The sequence below is a fragment of the Zhongshania sp. genome, from assembly GCF_047636175.1.
In the GTDB taxonomy this organism is placed as follows: Bacteria; Pseudomonadota; Gammaproteobacteria; order Pseudomonadales; family Spongiibacteraceae; genus Spongiibacter.
The window spans coordinates 24,435-44,117 of sequence record NZ_JBLIKC010000009.1 but is presented as its reverse complement, the minus strand read 5'-3'; the positions used below and the strand labels follow the sequence as shown (position 1 = coordinate 44,117).

Annotated in this window: 17 protein-coding genes; 10 read left to right on the top strand and 7 right to left on the bottom strand. The window is 48.9% G+C overall.

Annotated features, from left to right (window positions below; all coding sequences use genetic code 11):
• Positions 1 to 4: 4 nt before the first annotated feature.
• From aroK to hemE, 5 genes are all read left to right on the top strand, one after another.
• Positions 5 to 541, top strand: coding sequence for a shikimate kinase AroK (gene aroK / locus ACI955_RS07020; protein WP_415243027.1), 537 nt, complete (start codon positions 5 to 7; stop codon positions 539 to 541).
• 51 nt (positions 542 to 592) lie between these two features.
• Entirely contained in the window at positions 593 to 1,678 is a 1,086-nt protein-coding gene (aroB, locus tag ACI955_RS07015) for a 3-dehydroquinate synthase (RefSeq protein ID WP_415243026.1), read from the top strand.
• A gap of 165 nt (positions 1,679 to 1,843) precedes the next feature.
• A complete protein-coding gene (gene gltB / locus ACI955_RS07010) occupies positions 1,844 to 6,292 on the top strand; it encodes a glutamate synthase large subunit (protein WP_415243025.1) in 4,449 nt (1,482 codons plus the stop codon).
• A 31-nt stretch (positions 6,293 to 6,323) separates the two neighbouring features.
• Positions 6,324 to 7,742, top strand: coding sequence for an FAD-dependent oxidoreductase (locus tag ACI955_RS07005; RefSeq protein ID WP_415243024.1), 1,419 nt, complete (start codon positions 6,324 to 6,326; stop codon positions 7,740 to 7,742).
• Between the two features lie 91 nt (positions 7,743 to 7,833).
• Positions 7,834 to 8,901, top strand: coding sequence for a uroporphyrinogen decarboxylase (hemE, locus tag ACI955_RS07000; RefSeq protein WP_415243023.1), 1,068 nt, complete (start codon positions 7,834 to 7,836; stop codon positions 8,899 to 8,901).
• 98 nt (positions 8,902 to 8,999) lie between these two features.
• Here hemE and ACI955_RS06995 read toward each other — a convergent pair whose 3' ends face one another.
• Positions 9,000 to 9,554 (bottom strand): NAD/FAD-utilizing enzyme, encoded by a 555-nt coding sequence (locus ACI955_RS06995; protein ID WP_415243022.1) that lies wholly within the window; start codon positions 9,552 to 9,554, stop codon positions 9,000 to 9,002.
• Between the two features lie 223 nt (positions 9,555 to 9,777).
• On the opposite strand from ACI955_RS06995, the gene ACI955_RS06990 reads away from it, so the two are divergent.
• Entirely contained in the window at positions 9,778 to 10,332 is a 555-nt protein-coding gene (locus tag ACI955_RS06990) for a DUF1415 domain-containing protein (protein ID WP_415243021.1), read from the top strand.
• A gap of 26 nt (positions 10,333 to 10,358) precedes the next feature.
• On the opposite strand, the gene ACI955_RS06985 is transcribed toward ACI955_RS06990, so the two are convergent.
• Positions 10,359 to 10,907 carry a DUF4136 domain-containing protein gene (locus tag ACI955_RS06985; RefSeq protein ID WP_415243020.1) on the bottom strand — a complete coding sequence of 183 codons (549 nt, stop codon included), beginning with the start codon at positions 10,905 to 10,907 and terminating at the stop codon, positions 10,359 to 10,361.
• 5 nt (positions 10,908 to 10,912) lie between these two features.
• Positions 10,913 to 11,524: a DNA-3-methyladenine glycosylase I gene (locus ACI955_RS06980; protein ID WP_415243019.1), complete on the bottom strand. Its 612-nt coding sequence runs from the start codon at positions 11,522 to 11,524 to the stop codon at positions 10,913 to 10,915.
• Between the two features lie 102 nt (positions 11,525 to 11,626).
• On the opposite strand from ACI955_RS06980, the gene ACI955_RS06975 reads away from it, so the two are divergent.
• The gene (locus ACI955_RS06975) at positions 11,627 to 12,421 is read left to right on the top strand and encodes a M48 family metallopeptidase (RefSeq protein WP_415243018.1); all 795 of its coding nucleotides are present in this window, start codon (positions 11,627 to 11,629) and stop codon (positions 12,419 to 12,421) included.
• Between the two features lie 84 nt (positions 12,422 to 12,505).
• Here ACI955_RS06975 and cysE read toward each other — a convergent pair whose 3' ends face one another.
• Together cysE and trmB are read right to left on the bottom strand one after the other, a co-directional pair.
• Positions 12,506 to 13,318 (bottom strand): serine O-acetyltransferase, encoded by an 813-nt coding sequence (gene cysE / locus ACI955_RS06970; RefSeq protein WP_415243017.1) that lies wholly within the window; start codon positions 13,316 to 13,318, stop codon positions 12,506 to 12,508.
• A gap of 77 nt (positions 13,319 to 13,395) precedes the next feature.
• Positions 13,396 to 14,082: a tRNA (guanine(46)-N(7))-methyltransferase TrmB gene (trmB, locus tag ACI955_RS06965; protein WP_415243016.1), complete on the bottom strand. Its 687-nt coding sequence runs from the start codon at positions 14,080 to 14,082 to the stop codon at positions 13,396 to 13,398.
• A gap of 78 nt (positions 14,083 to 14,160) precedes the next feature.
• Here trmB and ACI955_RS06960 point away from each other — a divergent pair, with 78 nt between their 5' ends.
• Both ACI955_RS06960 and ACI955_RS06955 read left to right on the top strand, forming a co-directional pair.
• Positions 14,161 to 14,883, top strand: a complete 723-nt coding sequence (locus tag ACI955_RS06960; protein ID WP_415243015.1) for an acyltransferase — start codon at positions 14,161 to 14,163, stop codon at positions 14,881 to 14,883.
• A gap of 123 nt (positions 14,884 to 15,006) precedes the next feature.
• The gene (locus ACI955_RS06955) at positions 15,007 to 15,402 is read left to right on the top strand and encodes an MAPEG family protein (RefSeq protein ID WP_415243014.1); all 396 of its coding nucleotides are present in this window, start codon (positions 15,007 to 15,009) and stop codon (positions 15,400 to 15,402) included.
• A 75-nt stretch (positions 15,403 to 15,477) separates the two neighbouring features.
• On the opposite strand, the gene ACI955_RS06950 is transcribed toward ACI955_RS06955, so the two are convergent.
• Both ACI955_RS06950 and ACI955_RS06945 read right to left on the bottom strand, forming a co-directional pair.
• The gene (locus ACI955_RS06950; RefSeq protein WP_415243013.1) at positions 15,478 to 16,407 is read right to left on the bottom strand and encodes a hypothetical protein; all 930 of its coding nucleotides are present in this window, start codon (positions 16,405 to 16,407) and stop codon (positions 15,478 to 15,480) included.
• A gap of 361 nt (positions 16,408 to 16,768) precedes the next feature.
• Complete coding sequence (locus tag ACI955_RS06945; RefSeq protein ID WP_415243012.1) at positions 16,769 to 18,784, bottom strand: FAD-dependent oxidoreductase; 2,016 nt, start codon at positions 18,782 to 18,784, stop codon at positions 16,769 to 16,771.
• 145 nt (positions 18,785 to 18,929) lie between these two features.
• Between ACI955_RS06945 and ACI955_RS06940 the strand changes: the two genes are divergently transcribed.
• A complete protein-coding gene (locus ACI955_RS06940; RefSeq protein WP_415243011.1) occupies positions 18,930 to 19,577 on the top strand; it encodes a TetR/AcrR family transcriptional regulator in 648 nt (215 codons plus the stop codon).
• Positions 19,578 to 19,683: the final 106 nt, after the last annotated feature.

The window sequence follows — 19,683 nt, the reverse complement described above, 5'->3', positions numbered from 1 at the left end:
TGTGATGATGAAGTCTGGAACGGTATTTTTGGTCGGCCCTATGGGTGCCGGAAAAAGTACAATAGGCCGTTTACTTGCCGATACCTTGCATTTTGATTTTCGTGACGTTGATCGCGAGATCGAAGAGCGCAGTGGCGTCGATATTCCGTGGATTTTCGATATGGAAGGCGAAGAGGGTTTTCGCGACCGTGAAGAATCTATGTTAGCTGAGTTGAGTGATGCCACTCAGGTTATCATCTCAACCGGCGGTGGTGCGGTGTTACGTAGTGATAGCCGAAAGCTGATGGTTGCTAAAGGCACGGTCATTTACCTCAAAACCTCTGTTGATGAGCAAATTCGTCGGACTGCTCGTGATCGCAAGCGTCCCCTGCTGCAGTCCGGTGATCCGGGTGTCACGCTGCGTAATTTAATGGCTTTACGCGAGCCATTATATGAGGAAATAGCAGATTATACTGTGTTGACCGACAACCGAACGCCCAAATCTGTCGTACAAGAGCTATGTACCAAGCTCGGCGCCGACGACCCGAGCGCGCAATATTGATATACTGGCTAGCTCAGTCAGTATATTAATCTTTTCCCGGATACATCTTTGATGAAAAACCTCGAACTCGATCTGGGAGAGCGTAGCTATCCTATTTTTATAGCGCGCGATCTTCTCGGTAAAGCTGATCTTTGGTGTAAATACATTGCCGGTAGACAAGTGTGTATTGTGACAAACGACACTATTGCGCCACTTTACTTGGACAAATTGAAAGCTCAGCTTGGCGATAAAGAGGTTTGTGAGGTGATTCTGCCTGATGGTGAAGCTTACAAAACCTTGGCCACGCTCGAACAAATTTTTGATACTTTGATAGAGAAAAACCACAATCGAGGCACAACCTTGATCGCACTAGGCGGTGGAGTGGTCGGAGACATGTGTGGGTTTGCTGCGGCGTGCTATCAGCGGGGCGTACAATTTATTCAAATTCCAAGCACCTTGTTGTCGATGGTTGATTCTTCCGTTGGTGGTAAAACAGGGGTTAATCACCCGCTTGGTAAAAATATGATCGGTGCATTTCATCAGCCCAATTGTGTGGTTGCTGACTTGAGCTTGCTAGATACCCTGCCAGAACGTGAATTTGCGGCGGGTATGGCGGAAGTTATTAAATACGGCTTAATCTGTGACGCGCCTTTTTTTGGGTGGATGGAAAGAAATATTGCTGGTTTGATGAGTCGCGACAGCGATTTACTTACTGAGGCTGTGTACAGGTCTTGTGTCAATAAAGCAGAGGTGGTTGCAGAGGATGAGCGGGAAGGCGGTCGTCGCGCTATTTTGAACCTTGGTCACACCTTTGGCCACGCCATTGAAACTGCTGAAGGCTATGGTAATTGGCTGCATGGTGAAGCAGTTTCGGCGGGCATGGTCCTGGCGATGGCTTTATCGGTTGAGTTGGGTTGGCTGAGCTCCGATATCTTAAACCGCGGAGAAAAGCTGCTAAAAATAGTTGGCTTACCGGTTTTGCCGCCAGCAAATATGGATGTTGATCAATTTTTGCAGCTCATGGGGCGTGATAAAAAGGTCTTGGATGGCCGGTTGCGTCTGGTGCTATTGAAAGGTTTGGGGGAATCGGTGGTGAGCAGTGACGTAACTAAAGAGACCGTTGCTACTGTGCTGCGTGCTGCGGGTGTTCGTGCATAACTTTGCGCGGATTGTGTAAAAATTGATCGTTTCGGTGGCGATGTTTGTTGCTTTTGCTGCATCCGTGTAGAATGTCACTCCTTTTTTCGGGTATGTGTAAAATCCCGCGAACATTCTTTTCGACCATCTTTTTGTTTTCCTTAGTAATTTTGCGAGAGTCGTTTTATGAGTACAGGCCTGTACAGACCTGAAGATGTGCGCGACAACTGTGGATTCGGCCTGATTGCCCATATGCAGGGCGAGCCGAGCCATAAATTGTTGCAGACCGCTATTGAATCGCTGACCTGCATGACGCACCGTGGTGGCATCGCTGCCGACGGTAAAACAGGGGACGGCTGTGGCTTATTGCTTAAGAAACCGGACGGTTTCCTGCGCGCTATGGCGAAAGAGTCATGCGGTAGCGAGCTAAGTGAAATATACGGGGTTGGACAGATTTTCCTTGGGCGGGATGAAAAAACGGCTGCCGCCGCCCGCGCCGGCTTTGAAGCCGTGCTGGTCCAAAACGGTCTCCAACCTGCAGGCTGGCGAGTAGTCCCCGTGGACGAAACAGTGTGTGGCGAGATCGCGCTTTCAAGTCTGCCGCGTATAGAGCAAATATTCATTAATGTTGACGGTATGGATGCGCAACAGCTGCGCACCTGCCTATTTGTTGTTCGGCGCGAGGCCGAAATTGCATTAACTGATGACCCCGATTTTTATATTTCGAGTTTGTCGGCTGATGTAATTGCTTATAAAGGCCTGGTGATGCCGGTGGATTTGCCGCGTTTCTACCCAGATCTTGCTAACCCGGCGCTAGAAACTGCAATTTGTGTATTTCATCAGCGATTCTCTACCAATACCATGCCGCGCTGGCCACTGGCTCAGCCATTTCGGATGCTGGCTCACAATGGCGAAATTAATACCATTGAAGGCAATCGCAATTGGGCAGAGGCGCGTACTGGCAATTTCACTAGCCCATTATTACCCAACGTTGCGGCATTGGCGCCATTGGTTAATCGAACCGGCTCCGACTCTTCAAGTCTAGATAATATGCTTGAATTGCTAGTTGCTGGCGGAATGGATTTATTCCGTGCTGTGCGGATGTTAGTGCCGCCCGCTTGGCAGAATATTGAACATATGGACGCCGACTTGAAGGCGTTTTACGAATATAACTCCATGCATATGGAACCTTGGGATGGCCCCGCCGGCCTAGTGCTAACCGACGGTCGTTACGCGGTTTGTGTCTTAGATCGCAATGGTCTTCGCCCCTCACGTTGGGTTATTACCAAAGACGGTTTCATCACGGTTGCCTCAGAGATAGGCACCTATGGCTACCGGCCAGAAGATGTGGTTTCCAAAGGTCGAGTTGGGCCTGGCCAGATTTTAGTGGTGGATACTGAAAAAGGCGAATTACTGCACACCGAAGAAGTGGATAATCGCCTTAAATCTGCTCATCCCTACAAAAAGTGGTTGCGAGAGAATGGCAACCGTCTGCAGGATCAGCTCGGGCAGGGCAATCGTCCCGCGCTACCTGAAAGTGAAACACTGGCTGCATTCCAGAAGTATTTCCAAGTTAGCTTTGAAGAGCGCGAGCAAGTGCTGTCCGCATTGGCAGACAGTGGCAACGAAGCTGTTGGTTCGATGGGTGACGACACGCCGATGGCGGTATTATCGCGCCAGAAGCGGTCATTGTATGACTACTTTCGCCAAAAGTTTGCTCAGATCACCAACCCACCAATAGATCCGCTGCGCGAAACTATCGTGATGAGTTTGGAGACTTTGCTGGGCGCAGAACAGAATGTGTTTGAGCAAACCGCGGATCACGCTGACCGTCTTATCTTAACTAGTCCGGTGTTGTCTCCAGACAAGTTTGACCGTTTGATGAGCGTAGATTCACCACGTTATCCACTCGCTCGTATTAACTTGGTCTATGATCCGGCGCTGACGTCTTTGAAAGACGCTGTTGCGGAGGTTACTTTGGCGGCTGAGACAGCGTTGCGCGATGGTAAGGTTATTTTATTGCTCAGTGACCGCGCCCTAACGCCCGGTCTGCTGGCGGTGCATAGCTTGTTGGCAACGGGTGCGGTTCATCACCATCTGATTAAGCAAGGCCTGCGATGCAGCGCGAATATTGTGGTCGAGACCGGTAGTGCTCGCGATTCACATCAGATGGCGTGTTTGTTTGGTTTTGGCGCCACTGCGGTATACCCATATATGGCTTTTGCGGTTATCAGCGATATGTTGAGCTGCGGCCAAATTTTGGGTGACGAGCAAACAGCCCATACCAATTATATTAAAGGCCTTAACAAAGGCCTGCTTAAGATCATGTCCAAAATGGGCATATCGACCATCGCATCTTATCGTGGTGCACAGTTATTTGAAGCTATTGGCTTGGCGACTGAAGTTGTCGACACCTGCTTTAAGGGCGTAGCTAGCCGTATTGCCGGTGCTGGATTTGCAGAGTTACAGCGTGACCAAGAAGCCTTGGCAACGATTGCATGGTTGCCGCGCAAGCCGCTTGATCAAGGCGGTTTACTGAAATATGTGCACGGTAAGGAATATCACGCGTTTAATCCCGATGTGGTCGTCACCTTGCAACAAGCAGTAAAAAGTGGTGATTATGCTAACTGGAAAAAATACGCCGACCTGGTTAATACTCGGCCGGTTGCGACTATTCGGGATTTACTTGGCTTTAAAGATGACATTAAACCGATTCCCTTAGATGAAGTTGAGCCAATTGAAAGCTTGTTCCGCCGTTTTGACTCTGCGGGTATGTCATTAGGTGCATTGAGCCCCGAAGCGCACGAGGCATTGGCTACCGCCATGAATCGTCTCGGTGGCCGTTCTAATTCGGGTGAGGGCGGCGAAGATCCTGCTCGCTTCGGGACTGAGCGGGTGTCAAAAATTAAGCAGATAGCATCTGGTCGTTTTGGTGTTACCCCGCATTACTTAGTGAATGCAGAAGTATTGCAGATCAAAGTGGCGCAGGGCGCTAAGCCCGGCGAAGGTGGACAGTTGCCCGGTGGTAAAGTTAACGCCCTGATTGCCAGGTTACGTTATTCAGTGCCGGGTGTGACACTTATCTCGCCGCCACCTCATCACGATATTTATTCTATTGAAGATTTGGCCCAGCTGATTTTCGATCTTAAACAGGTTAATCCCTCGGCGTTAGTATCGGTAAAACTGGTATCTGAACCTGGTGTTGGCACCATTGCAGCGGGCGTGGCCAAGGCCTATGCCGATCTGATCACTATTTCTGGTTATGACGGCGGTACGGCTGCTAGTCCAATTACGTCTATTCGCTACGCGGGATCTCCTTGGGAGTTAGGCCTTTCTGAAGCGCAACAGACACTGCGTGGCAATGGCTTGCGCGGTAAAGTACGCGTACAGACTGATGGTGGTTTAAAGACTGGCTTAGATGTTGTTAAAGCAGCGATGCTGGGTGCAGAAAGCTTTGGCTTTGGGACCACCCCGATGGTGGCGCTGGGCTGTAAGTATTTGCGTATTTGTCACCTGAATAACTGTGCCACCGGAGTGGCGACTCAGGATGAGCGTCTGCGGAATGAGCACTTTATCGGCACGGTTGAAATGGTGATGAATTTCTTCACCTTTGTCGCTATGGAAACCCGCGAGTGGATGGCAAGTCTTGGTGTTCGCACCATGGAAGAGCTTATTGGTCGCACCGATTTACTCGCTCAGAAGGCTGGCGAGACGGAGAAGCAAGCTTTACTCGATTTGTCGCCGATCCTTTTCAAAGATCCTGCGGCGAAGGATCAGCCAGAGTTTTGCCAAGTTGCCCTGAATGCACCGTTCGATAAAGGCGAGAAAGCCGAGGCCATGGTGGCCGCAGCGCTACCAGCCATTGAATCAATGTCTGGTGTGGATCTGGAATTCACAGTAACAAACTGTGATCGGTCGATTGGCGCCCGGCTGTCTGGAGAAATCGCCAAACGACATGGTAATCTCGGTATGGAAAGTGCGCCGGTTACTCTGCGTATGAAGGGTACTGCAGGCCAGAGCTTTGGTGTGTGGAACGCTGGCGGCTTGAATATGTACCTTGAAGGCGACGCCAACGATTACGTCGGTAAAGGTATGGCCGGTGGAAAGCTGGTGATATATCCGCCAAAAGGCAGCGTGTTTAATAGTCAAGACACCACGATTATTGGTAATACCTGTCTCTACGGCGCTACTGGCGGCAAGCTCTTTGCAGCAGGTATTGCGGGTGAGCGTTTTGGGGTTCGTAATTCTGGCGCACACGCTGTTATTGAGGGCGCTGGCGATCATTGCTGCGAATACATGACGGGCGGCATTATCACTGTTTTGGGGCCGACGGGGGTCAATTTTGGTGCAGGTATGACCGGCGGCTTCGCTTACGTGCTAGATCAGGCAAATCGTTTTGTTGATATGTATAACAGCGAGCTAGTCGAAATGTGTCGGATAAACTCCGAGTCTATGGAAGCGTATCGAGCAAACTTACGTGGCAATATCGTCGAATATGTTGCGGAAACAGGTTCGGCTTGGGGACAACATATCCTCGATAATTTTGACGACTATATCGGCAAATTCTGGATGATCAAGCCGAAGGCAGCCAGCCTCAGTCGTTTGCTTGACTCCACCAGAAGACGTCCGGAATAAGCCCGCCGTGTAGCAATGAGGTAATTTTAAAATGGCAGAGCGTTTAAAGAATTCATTTCAGTTTCTCGATGTGGGTCGTCAAGATCCAGGCAAGAAAGATATTGTCGAGCGGCGTACGTCCTTCGTGGAAATTTATGAACCTTATAAAGAAGAGCAGGTAAAACAACAGTCTCACCGCTGTTTGGATTGTGGTAACCCTTATTGCGAGTGGAAGTGCCCGGTGCACAATTACATCCCTAATTGGCTCAAACTGGTTGCCGACGGCAATCTGTTTGAGGCTGCAGAACTAAGTCATCAAACTAATAGTCTTCCTGAAGTGTGTGGCCGGGTGTGCCCGCAGGATCGCCTGTGTGAGGGTGCGTGTACTTTAGAGGATGGCTTCGGCGCAGTTACCATTGGCTCTACTGAGAAATATATTACCGATACAGCCTTAGCTATGGGCTGGCGCCCAGATATGTCTAAGCGAGTGTGGACAGACAAGAAAGTGGCAATTATCGGTGCTGGTCCTGCGGGTATCGGTTGTGCTGATATTTTAGTCCGCGCGGGTGTTAAGCCTATTGTTTTTGATCGATACCCAGAAATTGGTGGCCTGCTGACTTTTGGTATTCCTGAGTTCAAATTAGAGAAGTCAGTCGTTCAGCGCCGTCGTAAAGTACTTGAAGACATGGGTGTTGAGTTTCGCGTTAACGTTAACGTCGGTATAGACATTAGTATGGCGTCACTTCTCGAGGAGTACGACGCGGTATTCCTAGGCATGGGTACTTATAAATATATGAAAGGCGGTTTTCCCGGTGAAAATCTGCCCGGTGTTCACGACGCCTTGCCCTTCTTAGTTTCAAATGTAAACCGGAATATGGGCTGGGAAGACAACGCCGCCGACTTTATAGATGTAAAAGGCAAGCGTGTAGTGGTGTTGGGTGGCGGTGATACCGCGATGGACTGTAACCGTACTTCTATTCGCCAAGGCGCAGAAAGCGTGGTGTGCGCATATCGCCGTGATCAAGAGAATATGCCTGGGTCGCGTAAGGAAGTGAAGAACGCGGGCGAGGAAGGTGTGCAGTTTTTCTTTAATCGCCAGCCAATTGCCATTGTTGGTGATGACAAGGTTGAAGGTATTAAAGTTGTCACGACTAAGCTTGGTGAGCCAGACGAAAATGGACGTCGCCGTCCCGAGCCGGTTCCAGGTAGTGAAGAAGTGATTCCTGCGGATATCGTATTAGTTGCCTTTGGCTTTCAACCTAACCCACCGTCTTGGTTGACTGAGGCGAGTGTCGACATTAACGACTGGGGTGGTATTGTGGCACCGGAAGAGCAAGATTATAAATTCCAGACTAGTAACCCCAAGGTCTTTGCCGGCGGTGATATGGTTCGCGGTTCGGACTTGGTAGTGACCGCCGTTTGGGAAGGTCGCCAGGCAGCCGAAGGCATATTGGATTACCTTAAAGTGTAATTGTTAAACGCTACAATAAGGACAGGTTGCGAGGTGTCGTATCAGGTCTTTATTGTGGCGTTTTCCTTATTTAAAAAGCGTTGAGAGAAAAATGACTGAATTAAAAAATGATACTTTCCTTCGCGCACTCCAGCGTCAACCGGTTGAATACACCCCGGTGTGGATGATGCGTCAAGCAGGACGCTATCTTCCTGAGTACCGTGCAACTCGAGCTGTCGCAGGCGATTTTATGTCGCTTTGCAAGAATCCAGAGCTCGCCTGTGAAGTCACAATGCAACCTTTGGCGCGTTATCCACTTGATGCTGCAATTTTATTCTCTGATATTTTAACCATTCCCGATGCCATGGGCTTGGGACTGTATTTTGAAACGGGAGAAGGTCCACGTTTCAGAAAAACAGTGCGTACTATGGCCGACGTCGATGCATTGCCGGTAGTGGATGGCGAAAATGATCTAACCTACGTTTGCGACGCCGTGAGAACGATTCGACGCGAGTTAAACGGCAGTGTGCCACTTATTGGTTTTTCTGGTAGTCCGTGGACGCTGGCAACGTATATGGTTGAAGGCGGTGGCTCTAAGGACCATGGTCGTAGCAAAGCGCTAGCCTATGATCAGCCTGAACTAATGCACGCACTACTAGATAAATTGGCCCAGAGCGTGACGGCGTACCTGAATGACCAGATTCGTGCCGGTGCACAAGCTGTGCAGATTTTTGATACCTGGGGCGGGGCCCTAAGTCATAACGCATACCAAGAGTTTAGTTTGCGTTACATGCAGAGAATTGTTGATGGCTTAATTAAAGAGAATGATGGTCGGGTTGTACCGGTAATTCTCTTTACTAAAAATGGTGGTCAGTGGTTGGAGATGATGGCTGATACGGGTGCCAGCGCCCTAGGCTTAGATTGGACCACCGATATTGCTGCTGCTAAAGCTCTAGTTGGTGATCGTGTTGCATTGCAGGGCAATATGGATCCCTCTATGTTACGCGCTTCTCCTGCGCGAATTCGCCAAGAAGTGGCTTCAATTCTGGCGCGGTTTGGTAGCGGTCCCGGACATATTTTTAATCTTGGTCACGGTATTACCCCAGAAGTAAACCCCGCTAATGCCGGGGCATTTATAGAGTGTGTGCGTGAGTTGTCCGCGCCGTATCATCAGGGCTAATCCAAAGGTGATAGTGCGATCAGTCCTAGTGAAAAAACTCGCTGCTAAATTCGACGAGTTTTTTAAGTAAACCGTTTTATTATTAATACCCGTCTTAGCTATGGCATGACTTCAACAAAATTTCGCCATTTATTTTGTAGCCCGATAAACCAGCCCGGTGATCCACTACCGGTACCCGAAAATTCTAGCTCGGGGTAGCAAGCCGTTACGCTGCTGAGAATATTGTGTTCTTTTTCTTCGATATCAATAATTAACAGATGGCGGCCAGCTGACAGCGCCTGATCAAAGCGTTTGAAATCATGATGAGGCTCCTGGATACCAAATAGTCCGCCCTCCCAGGTAAAGAATCCAAGCATCACAATGGCTAGAAATATAAAGGGTGTCCAGCCAACGCTCGTGGTTGCTCCTGAATAATGACTTACGGCGAGTACCAAGGCTGCGGCAGCCAAGCCAATTAGCGCGCCGCGCTCCATAGCTTGCACAATATCTTTGCGCAAAACCGCTGCTACATCGTTGAGTTTGCGCTTGCTTACGCCGGAGTCATCGCGGCTGAGAACGTGAATTTGGGGTTTAGAGATACCATTATTGGCAAGGTCTTGTTCGACGGTGGTGAGTTTGTCTAAATTGTCCGTCAGAAAATAATAGCGTTTCATATTATGCTCCAAACTTTTTCTGGGTTTCTATATGGGTCTGTTGCCACCACAAGAGATCGGCAACTAACTTACTTACGATCTAAGTGTAGCAGTGTGGGTGCCCTCTGCCTTGATCATTATGAGCCTGTATTATTGTATTTATTGCTAAGTAACACTGTTGTAATACCTGAATCCTCTAACGAATCGTGTGGAATTAGGTTTTTCCAATAAAATGAGTTCTGAAATGATAACTGACAATGATGTAATTGAGCGCGAAGTAAGGCGTTGGTTGACAGACGCCGTGGTGGGGTTAGGCTTATGTCCGTTTGCGGCAAAGCCCCTGCAGGAAATGCGGGTAGCCATTGATGTCAGCCATGCGAGCAATGCCGAAGATCTCGTCAATGACTTACACCACGCCTTATCCCGCTTGGAAGAAACAGCAGTTAGCAAACTGGAGACCAGCTTGCTAGTGATCCCCAATATGCTGCAGGACTTTTATGATTACAATGATTTTCTAGAGATCGCCGATGCTGTGCTGCAGGAAGGGAGTTGGGAGGGAGAGATTCAAATAGCTAGCTTTCACCCTGACTATCAGTTTGCCGGAACTGAAAAAGTTGACCCCGAAAATTTCACCAATCGTGCTCCCTACCCAGTATTTCATTTGCTTCGAGAGGACAGCGTTGAGCAAGTGTTGGCGTCCTATCCAGACCCTGAAAGTATCCCTGAGCGCAATGTTGCCTTGATGCGCGAGATGGATCACAAGAGCCTGCGGGCGCTGTTTCCCTATTGTTTTAAATAAGCCGCGGTTCGGCGGCTTGGTAAAGCTCAGGCTGGTGGGAATTCACTCCAGATTTCAGTAACCGCACGTTCTATCGTGTTGGCGTTTACTTTGAGGTCAAGATCATCTAGCTCAATGACCAGTGAGCCGCGCCAAGTCAATTTTTTATCGGCGGGATTTAATAAGTCGATAATGATCTGAATGTTGCGATTAATTTTGTCTTTACCAAGTGGCACGCCCACAGAAGTACTTATGCCAAAGTTGCCCCCAAAGCTGCCAAAGCCAAGTCCTAGACGTGGACTTTTATCTATGGTTTCTGCTGCTTCAGCAATGTAGTAGCGCACCAGGAAGTCAGCATTACCCTCAGTGTCGACTAAGGTGTAAAGCCCGGCTTTCAATTGGCGTTGGAGTGATTCCTTTACATTTTCGACAATAAATGGCGAGATTAGCTGATCTGCGCCGCTGTTGTCTGAAATCGTATAGCGCTCATAGCGACTGAAGTCGGCGCGGGGATTATAGTCAATGACAACCTGAGTGCTACTGCAGCCAGTCAGTGTAACCAGTAAGAGGGGTGTCAGTAGAGCGAGTAATTTCATGATGCTTACCTTTGCTGATATTCCAGCCAGTGCGGTCGGAAGTCGTTAGCTAATTTTTTGCAAGCCTGATGGCGAGGGCAAGTGATTAAATGATCGTTCGTAAAACCTAGGGCCTGTAAGTAGGCATAGCAAATAGTACTGCCGAAAAATTTAAATCCCCGTTTTTTAAGATCCTTGCTGATTTGATCAGATTCCTTGCTGGTGGCTGGGACCTCTGCCATCGTTTTCCAGCTGTTTTGTATCGGTGTGTTGCAGAAGTACGACCACATATAGCGGGCAAAACTCCCGTATTCTTGTTGAATTGTTAAAAAATACTGAGCATTTGTAATGGTGGTGGCTATTTTTAGACGATTGCGGACGATGCTAGGATCGGCCTTAAGGGTGTTAATCATCGCTTCGTCAAAAGCAGCGACGTTCCGAGGATTAAAATTTGCGAAGGCTTTGCGGTAGCCTTCGCGCTTTTTCAAAATAGTCAGCCAGCTCAGGCCGGCTTGTGCCGATTCCAGCACCAAAAACTCAAAGTGAATACTATCGTCGTCAGAGGGTACGCCCCACTCCTCGTTGTGGTATCGAAGGTAATCTGGCGTGGCCGTGCACCAAGGGCAAGACTCTTTCACTAATATACACTCCCTTATTGGCATCTAGCAGGCTACACCGTTGATCACCACGATGGCTATGCGATAATAGCCTTAAAATAGCAGATAAGAGCGGGTAAGTTTATGACAATGTTAAAGCCACTATTGGCGATAGTGCTGGCGAGCTTAATGGCCTCTTGCGCCGAATCTCCAACAGGACGTCGTCAGATGCTGCTATTTTCAGACGGCGAAATGTCGCAAATGGGTGGTACCGCATTTGACGAAATGAAGAAGAAAATGACCATCAATACCAATAGTGCAACTAATCGATATGTCAGTTGCATCGCTGATGCTATTACCGTTTCGCTGCCAGCAGAATGGCGCGGTAGCTGGGAATTAGTGGTGTTTGAAGAGGCGTCGGCCAATGCGTTTGCATTACCGGGCAAAAAAATCGGCGTGCACACCGGTATATTTCAAGTGGCTAAAAATGCCGATCAGCTAGCGACGGTAATAGGTCACGAGGTGGGTCACGTATTGGCACATCATAGTGCTGAGCGAATGTCGGTACAGAGTCTAGCGGGAACCGGCACTCAGTTAGTTGGCGTATTGCTGGGTGAAGGTACAGGAAAAGAGACCGTCATGGGCCTGCTTGGTTTAGGCACTCAGTTCGGCGTGGTGCTGCCTTACGGCCGCGCACAGGAGTCAGAGGCGGATATCGTTGGTTTGGATCTCATGGCCAAGGCGGGATTTAACCCTGCAGCCAGCGTCGACTTGTGGAAAAACATGAGTGCCTTAAGTGATGGTCAGCCCCCTGAGTTTATGTCGACTCACCCTTCACATTCTTCGCGGATTAAAGATTTACAGAGGCAAATGGTAACGGCGAAACCACTTTATGAGAAGGCCAAGGCAAACGGCATTCGACCCGCTTGTAAACTATAGTGCTGCAAATCTAGGATATACGTGGTGGCCTAGTTCACACTGTGCTGCGGCCGCCTTGGTCGCAGCATATTTTGCTTGCCGCAGTTATTCGTCGCAGCAAGCGCGGTGATTCATAGACAGGGCGGGTGCCGCGCAATCGGGTTTACCAATGACTTTTGCGGGAACACCCGCAACCATAGTGTGTGCGGGAACATCTCTTAAAACCACGCTGCCTGCCATCACCTGTGCGCCTTCTCCAATACGAATATTGCCGAGAATTTTCGCACCAGCGCTCAGTAGTACGCCGTCGCCCACTTTCGGATGGCGATCGCCTTCCTCTTTTCCGGTTCCGCCCAGAGTAACCGACTGCATGATCGACACATTGTTGCCGACCACGGCAGTTTCACCGATGACAATACCCGTGGCGTGATCCATTAAAATACCGCGGCCGATTTTGGCAGCCGGATGAATATCAACACTGAACTCGCAAGAGATCCGGTTTTGAAAAAATAGTGCCAATGACGTTCTGCCTTGCGTCCATAGCCAGTGGGCAATGCGGTAGCACTGCAGCGCGTGGAAACCTTTAAAGTATAAAAAGGGCGCCGAGAGGCTAGAACAGGCTGAGTCGCGCTCGAATACTGCGCAAATATCAGCTCTTATTGCGTCCCCTATACTGGGATCTGCAGCAAAGGCTTTTTCAATTACTTCACGCACTAATAATGCTGAGGCCGCGGGGCTGTTTAAAATATGCGCAAGATGGAAGCTGAGCGCGGTTTCTAAACTGTCATGATTTAGAATGGTCGCGTGTAGGAAGCTTGCCAGTACCGGCTCGCGCTCGACCTCGCAGGCGGTTTCTTTGCGGATGGTCTGCCAAACAGGATCTGGAATGATAGCGGTTTTTTTTACGGGATTACTCATTGTTCATGCAGCGTCGGTAAATGTAGCCCTAGTATAACGCTGCCAGCGGGCTAGAGAATAGGGGGCATAATATAGGCTTAAATCGACCGCTTTAGTGTGCAGTTACATTCCCATAGTGCTTGGCCGGCAAGATGGTATTTGCGTTCAAAGGCGGTGATTGTCTCTGTGGGTAGATAGGCCGAGCTGTCGGCGCTATGGCCGACAATTTTTAGCGCCGCGGTAAATTCCTCAACATATAGCTTCCAGTTACTTCGCAGTGTGATTTGACCGCCAAGCTGCAATAGCGCGGGGAAAACCGCTGAGCCGTGTACTCGGTATTGTAATTGAACGCTTTTCGGCCAGGGGTTGGGGTAGAGCATAAAGTGTTTATCTAGTTGCCAGTTAGCGTCGGCGGCTAAGCGCCAAAAATCGTCTACGTCGGCGCGTACCAACAGGTAATTAGCTAGAGTTCCTTGTTGTGCGGACTGATGGCGCTGTAATCGCGCTGCAGATTTGTCTATGCCAATAATCGAAGCCTTGGGGAATTGTCGCGCTAGTTCACGACTGCTTTCACCGTTACCGCAAAAGGAATCTAGTATGATTGTTTGCGATCGCGATGCTAGCCAGTCACCGGCGGTCTTGAAGGCGTTAACATTATGCTGTGCGTAGGGTTTTTGAAAGTGATGGCGCAGATGCTTGTTCACCGTTGTTTCTAAATTCGGGTGAATCGCGCTCTGATTACTTGTTACTTCCCTCGGCGGGGCGTTGTCACTGCGTTTTTTCATGAATTGGTAATACGGTATCGATTGCTCTAGAAGTTGCTCCTTGCGACACTAGCGCATCATTAAAATAATGGAAAGCTAATGCGTCAGGACAGAAGACCTTACTGGGTGAAAAAAAATTATTTGCGTTTTCGCAGCTGTTACACGCAGCAATTCTTAAAGCCTGCGTGCGACTATCTTGGTGATTATCCCACTTTTATGAAGCCTTGGTATATTTCTATTTCAGGACCTAATATCGAAATCGGACGGTGTGCAACGGTGATTGGTGAGCCTGAAAACCGCGTCAAAATTGGAGTGTGGGGCAGCGATGAAAAAAGTGGCCGCATTAAAATTGGCGACTATGTGTTGATTAGCCCCGGCACACGGATTTCCGCCGCTAATGAAATTCTGATCGGTGATAACGTGATGATCGCGAATGGAGTCTATATTACCGACAGTGATTGGCATGACCTTTATGATCGTAGCAGCCGCAGTGAGGCGGTCACGCCGGTGCATATCGCTAATAATGTTTGGCTAGGCGATCGCTGCACAATCTTGAAAGGCGTTACGATTGGTGAGAATAGTGTTGTGGCTGCGTGTGCAGTGGTGAGTAAAGACGTTCCTGCTAATGTGATTGTGGCGGGAAATCCAGCGGTTATTGTCAAAGAACTTGACCCCGCCAGGCCGATAAAAACTCGCGCGGATTATTTTTCTAATCCAGCTCAATTAGAGACTTTTTTCGACGGAGTCGACAAAATGGTCTTAAGCAAGAATGGCTTTTTTAATTGGTTGCGAACGCTGGTAATGCCCAACGCTAGAGATTGATGGCTGCTAACTAAGAATTAAGGGATATCTTTGTTCTTAAGTTAAGACATGTTTCTGTTTGTGCGGCTAGTTCATGGCGGCAAGAATAAATAAAACTAATAACTTTTATGCGGGTGAGTGTTAATGAATATTGCCTTTTGGTGTGTTTTTATTGCAGGCGTTATGCCTGGTTTGACGTCCTTAATTGCTAAGATTGGTAAAACTGAACAAGGTCACTTTGATAATAATAATCCCCGTCAGTGGTTGGGCGGATTAGATGGCTGGCGCGCGCGATCTGTTGCCGCAATGCAAAATGGCTTCGAGGGTTTCCCGCTGTTTGCGGCGGCAGTAATTATTGCACAATTTGGTGGTGCTGCTCAGGAAAGTGTCAACCTCTTGGCTATGGGCTACATTGGTATTCGTGTCGTCTTTACAATTTGCTATTTAAAAGATTGGGCAACACTGCGCAGTTTGGTATGGTTTGCTGGAATTGGTGTGATTCTAAGTTTGCTGTGCATTACGCCAGCGGTGTCAGCCTAGTACCTGTTTGCGTCGATCACTGACGTTATAGTGGTGCCGGCGTGTGTATACCGCCGGCACTATTTTTTTGATTTTTTAGTGCTGCGGAGTGTCGAACAACTCTAGAATGGCAGGCCGACCTTCTGAACCAATTAGTACTTTTTCCCCATCAGCAGTAAAGGTTGCGGCCTCTGTCTGATGCATGCGATTTTTGGTAATTGCGAAAGCATTTTTATTAAGTGCTTCTAGCCAGCTGTCATTTTTTTCGCGCCTAAAATAATAGGTGTTTCGTAAAGTCACAATCAGTGCCATGTCACCCTTGGGGCTGAACTCCATGGCAGTTGGTGAACCGCCACTGATACCACCTTGTCGCTGTGCAGTGTGTTTTTCGACGCTGGGAATACTGCGGACCTCACCCATATAAGTCAGCGGTATGGTCTTAGAAGCTATCGCATCAAGGGAAAATCGATAGAGACGGGGGTGGCTGTCGCGTTTGGTTAATATGTACACCAGACGCTCCGCGGCATCAACCGCAAGGGCTTCGGCATCGTGGGGCCCATCTTCATACACCAGAGGGTAGTGACGGAGGATGTTGCTGTGGACTATCGCTTTGCTGACGTTTTCTGGCTCACTGACAAGATAGACATCGGCGAATGGGCGCAACATCATATTGTCGCCGATATCGCCGATGAGTAAATATGCACCGCTGCTATCCTTGAAGCTGCTCATGTCCTCCCAATCAAAGGCACTGCTGCCGTCGATAAGTAATTGGGTCACAGTGTTGCCTTTATCATCGAATGAGAAAAGCCGTCCGCGATCACCACTGTCATTGTGTGCCCAAAAGCGATTTTCATACAGGTAGCTGCTGGCCAGTCCACTCATTTCTGTCAGCAAGATTTCTTTCGCTGCAAAGCGCTGACGATCTCCATCCTTGATCTTTAGCGCGGCTGCCGCTGATGTTAAATAAATGGTTAGAAACAGTATAAGTGTAAATGCGCGAAAAAAATGGCGACATGAAAGGGGCATGTAAGTCCTTTTTAATAGGAATCGTAAAGCGGCAATTGGAGGATGACCGGGATAGTAAGACGCTTTAATAGCAACTGGAGATGATTGTAGAGACTTACTTGCAAACAACGATGATTTACTTATCTTTGCTGACAATAGCGGGCCGTGGATATTGCACGGATAGTAAGAGATTTTGTGAGTTTAACCTAGAATATTCGCGCTAAATTACCAGTGCAATGACAGATTGCTGGATTTTAAGTGGGGTTGGTACTTGTCATTGTTAGCTGTAGTCTTACATTACAGATTCAAATCAGAGACAAGTAAGAACACACGCTGATCACGCGTGGGGTGATTGTTGCAAACACCCCACGCACAGTTGGTTTTAGATCGCAGCGGCCAAGCGTGTGCCTTGGTCGATCGCTCGTTTAGCGTCTAGTTCAGAAGCCAAATGTGCGCCACCAATTAGATGGCAGGGGGCGTTTAGTCCTTTGCTAAGCTCGGTCAGTGAATCCTGACCAGCACAAATAATGATATTATCAACGTCTAGTGTCTGTTCTTCGGTACCTATGCGAATGTGTAGGCCGGCGTCATCGATTTTTACGTATTCACAGCCGGGCATCATATTAACCCCTTTTTTCTGCAGGCCGGCGCGGTGAATCCAGCCGGTAGTTTTGCCTAGATCGCCACCGACCTTAGACGTCTTGCGCTGAAGTAAAAACACTTCACGGGGTGAAGCTGTTGGTTCAGCTATTATGCCTTCTATACCGCCGCGGGCTTGTAAGCTCATGTCGACGCCCCATTCACGCATAAAGGTAGAAATGTTGGTGCTGGCGTCACTGCTGTGAGTAAGAAACTCAGCCACATCAAAGCCAATGCCGCCGGCGCCAATAATGGCGACCTTTTTACCCACGTGCTTACCGTCGCGAATTACGTCGAGATAGCTCATTACTTTTGCATGACCGATGCCGTCGATAGGCGGTGTACGTGGTTTGATGCCGGTGGCAAGTACCACTTCATCAAAGCCACCATCGTTCAAGATTTGTTGGTTAACTGCTACACCGAGTTTACTCGTTACGCCAGTGACTTCTAAGCGGCGCGAAAAGTAACGAATAGTTTCCTCAAATTCCTCTTTGCCGGGTACTTTCTTGGCTATATTGAACTGACCACCAATGGTCGTTGCGGCATCAAATAAAGTGACGTTGTGGCCGCGCTCCGCCGCTGTGGTGGCAAATGCCAAGCCTGCGGGACCGGCGCCAACTACAGCAATATTTTTACGATGACTGGTTGCCGTGATTATTAATTCGGTTTCGTGGCAGGCGCGAGGGTTAACTAAGCAGCTGGTCAATTTGCCGTTGAAAATATGATCTAGGCAGGCCTGATTACAGCCGATACAGGTGTTGATTTCATCGCTGCGACCGGCGGCTGCTTTAACAATAAAGTCAGAGTCGGCAAGGAACGGGCGAGCCATTGAGACCATATCGGCATCACCGCGAGCTAGGACTTCTTCGGCGATTTCTGGGGTGTTAATACGATTTGAGGTGATTACCGGCACAGACAGACCAGCGCGAAACTTTGCCGTTACCCAAGTAAAAGCGGCGCGGGGAACCTTGGTGGCGATGGTCGGGACGCGCGCTTCATGCCAACCGATACCGGTATTTATTAAGGTGGCGCCGGCGACTTCGACAGCTTTCCCCAAGGTCATTACTTCATCAAAGCTGCTGCCGCCTTCGACAAGATCGAGCATGGATAGGCGGTAAATGATAATAAAGTTCTCGCCGGTGGCTTCACGCACTCGTCTAACGATTTCTACCGGTAGACGCATACGATTCTCATAGGAGCCACCCCATTCGTCATCACGATGATTGGTGCGCTTGGCTAAAAACTGGTTGATGAAGTAGCCTTCAGAACCCATGACTTCGACGCCGTCATAGCCGGCCTTTTGGGCTAGCACTGCGGTGCGTACAAAGTCTTGTATTTGCTCTTCAATTTGATCCGTAGAGGCTGCTTCTGGCGTAAAGACATTTATCGGCGCTCGGATAGCTGATGGCGCGATAGGATTTTCGTTAAAGGCATAGCGTCCAGTGTGCAAAATTTGTAGACAAATTTTGCCATCTGCGGCGTGGACGGCATCGGTGACGATACGGTGGCCGACGCAGTCGTCTTCACTGCGGAGCATTTTGGTGTGTTCGTGGGTTGCGGCGCGTATATTCGGGCCAAAGCCGCCGGTCACAATTAGCGATACACCGCCGCGGGCACGCTCTGAGAAGAAAGCAGCCATGCGTTCAAAGCCATTTTCGACTTCTTCTAGGCCGGTGTGCATAGAGCCCATAATCACGCGGTTCTTCAGTACGGTGAACCCAAGATCTAGCGGTTTCAACATATTGGGGTATTGGCTCATGGTATTGCGCTCCGGTGTAGTATTTGAACCTAAAATATTCACCGACAGTTTTTTCACTGTCGAAGATAGAAACTAGACGATGTCAAGTTCATTGAGATTAACGCTCAATATAGACAGTGTCAAGATTGCTTGTTAAATTGTACACATGATAAACACCAACAAATCGTTAATTGAACCTCAGCCATTGGGTGATAAGCCCTATCATCACGGGGATTTACGTCGCCAAATTCTTGATGAGGCAGCCCGCTTGCTAAAAGAACAGGGTGAGGTGGGTTTGTCCATGCGCAAATTGGCCCAGAATCTCGGTGTGTCCCGCACTGCCCCCTACCATCATTTCACCGATAAACAAGCACTGTTGTGCGGCGTGGCCGAGGAAGGATTTCGCCGTTTGCGAGAAGTTGTTCGCGCGCAGCCTTATATGGAGGGTGCGAAAATTAGTGAAGCGGCGGTGCGTGAATTTGTGCGACGTTATGTGCAGTTTTCCATTGATAACGCGGAGTATTACGAGTTGATGTTCGGGGCGCGTCTGTGGAAATCTCAGCAGCTTACCGATTCGCTTAAGCTTGAGGCCTATGCCGCCTTTAAAGTCTACCTGGAACACATTCGTACTTGGCGGCAGTCCATTGGTAATACCAATGTTGACGCTTTGCGTTTTGCTCAGGTTAGCTGGTCTACGCTGCATGGTATGAGTCGTTTATTGATTGATGGTATTTATCTTGATACAACGGCCATCAATGTAATGAGTGACGCCGCAGCGAAGATGTTTTGGCAGCAGCTCTCTATGCCAGCGTAGATAGTTATATAATCTGTATGCCTTGTTCGCCCTCTTAGCGAGACCGCGCTACTACTTGCCAAGGCTCCACACATCGCCGACACTCTTTGGCGATTTATTTTCAATT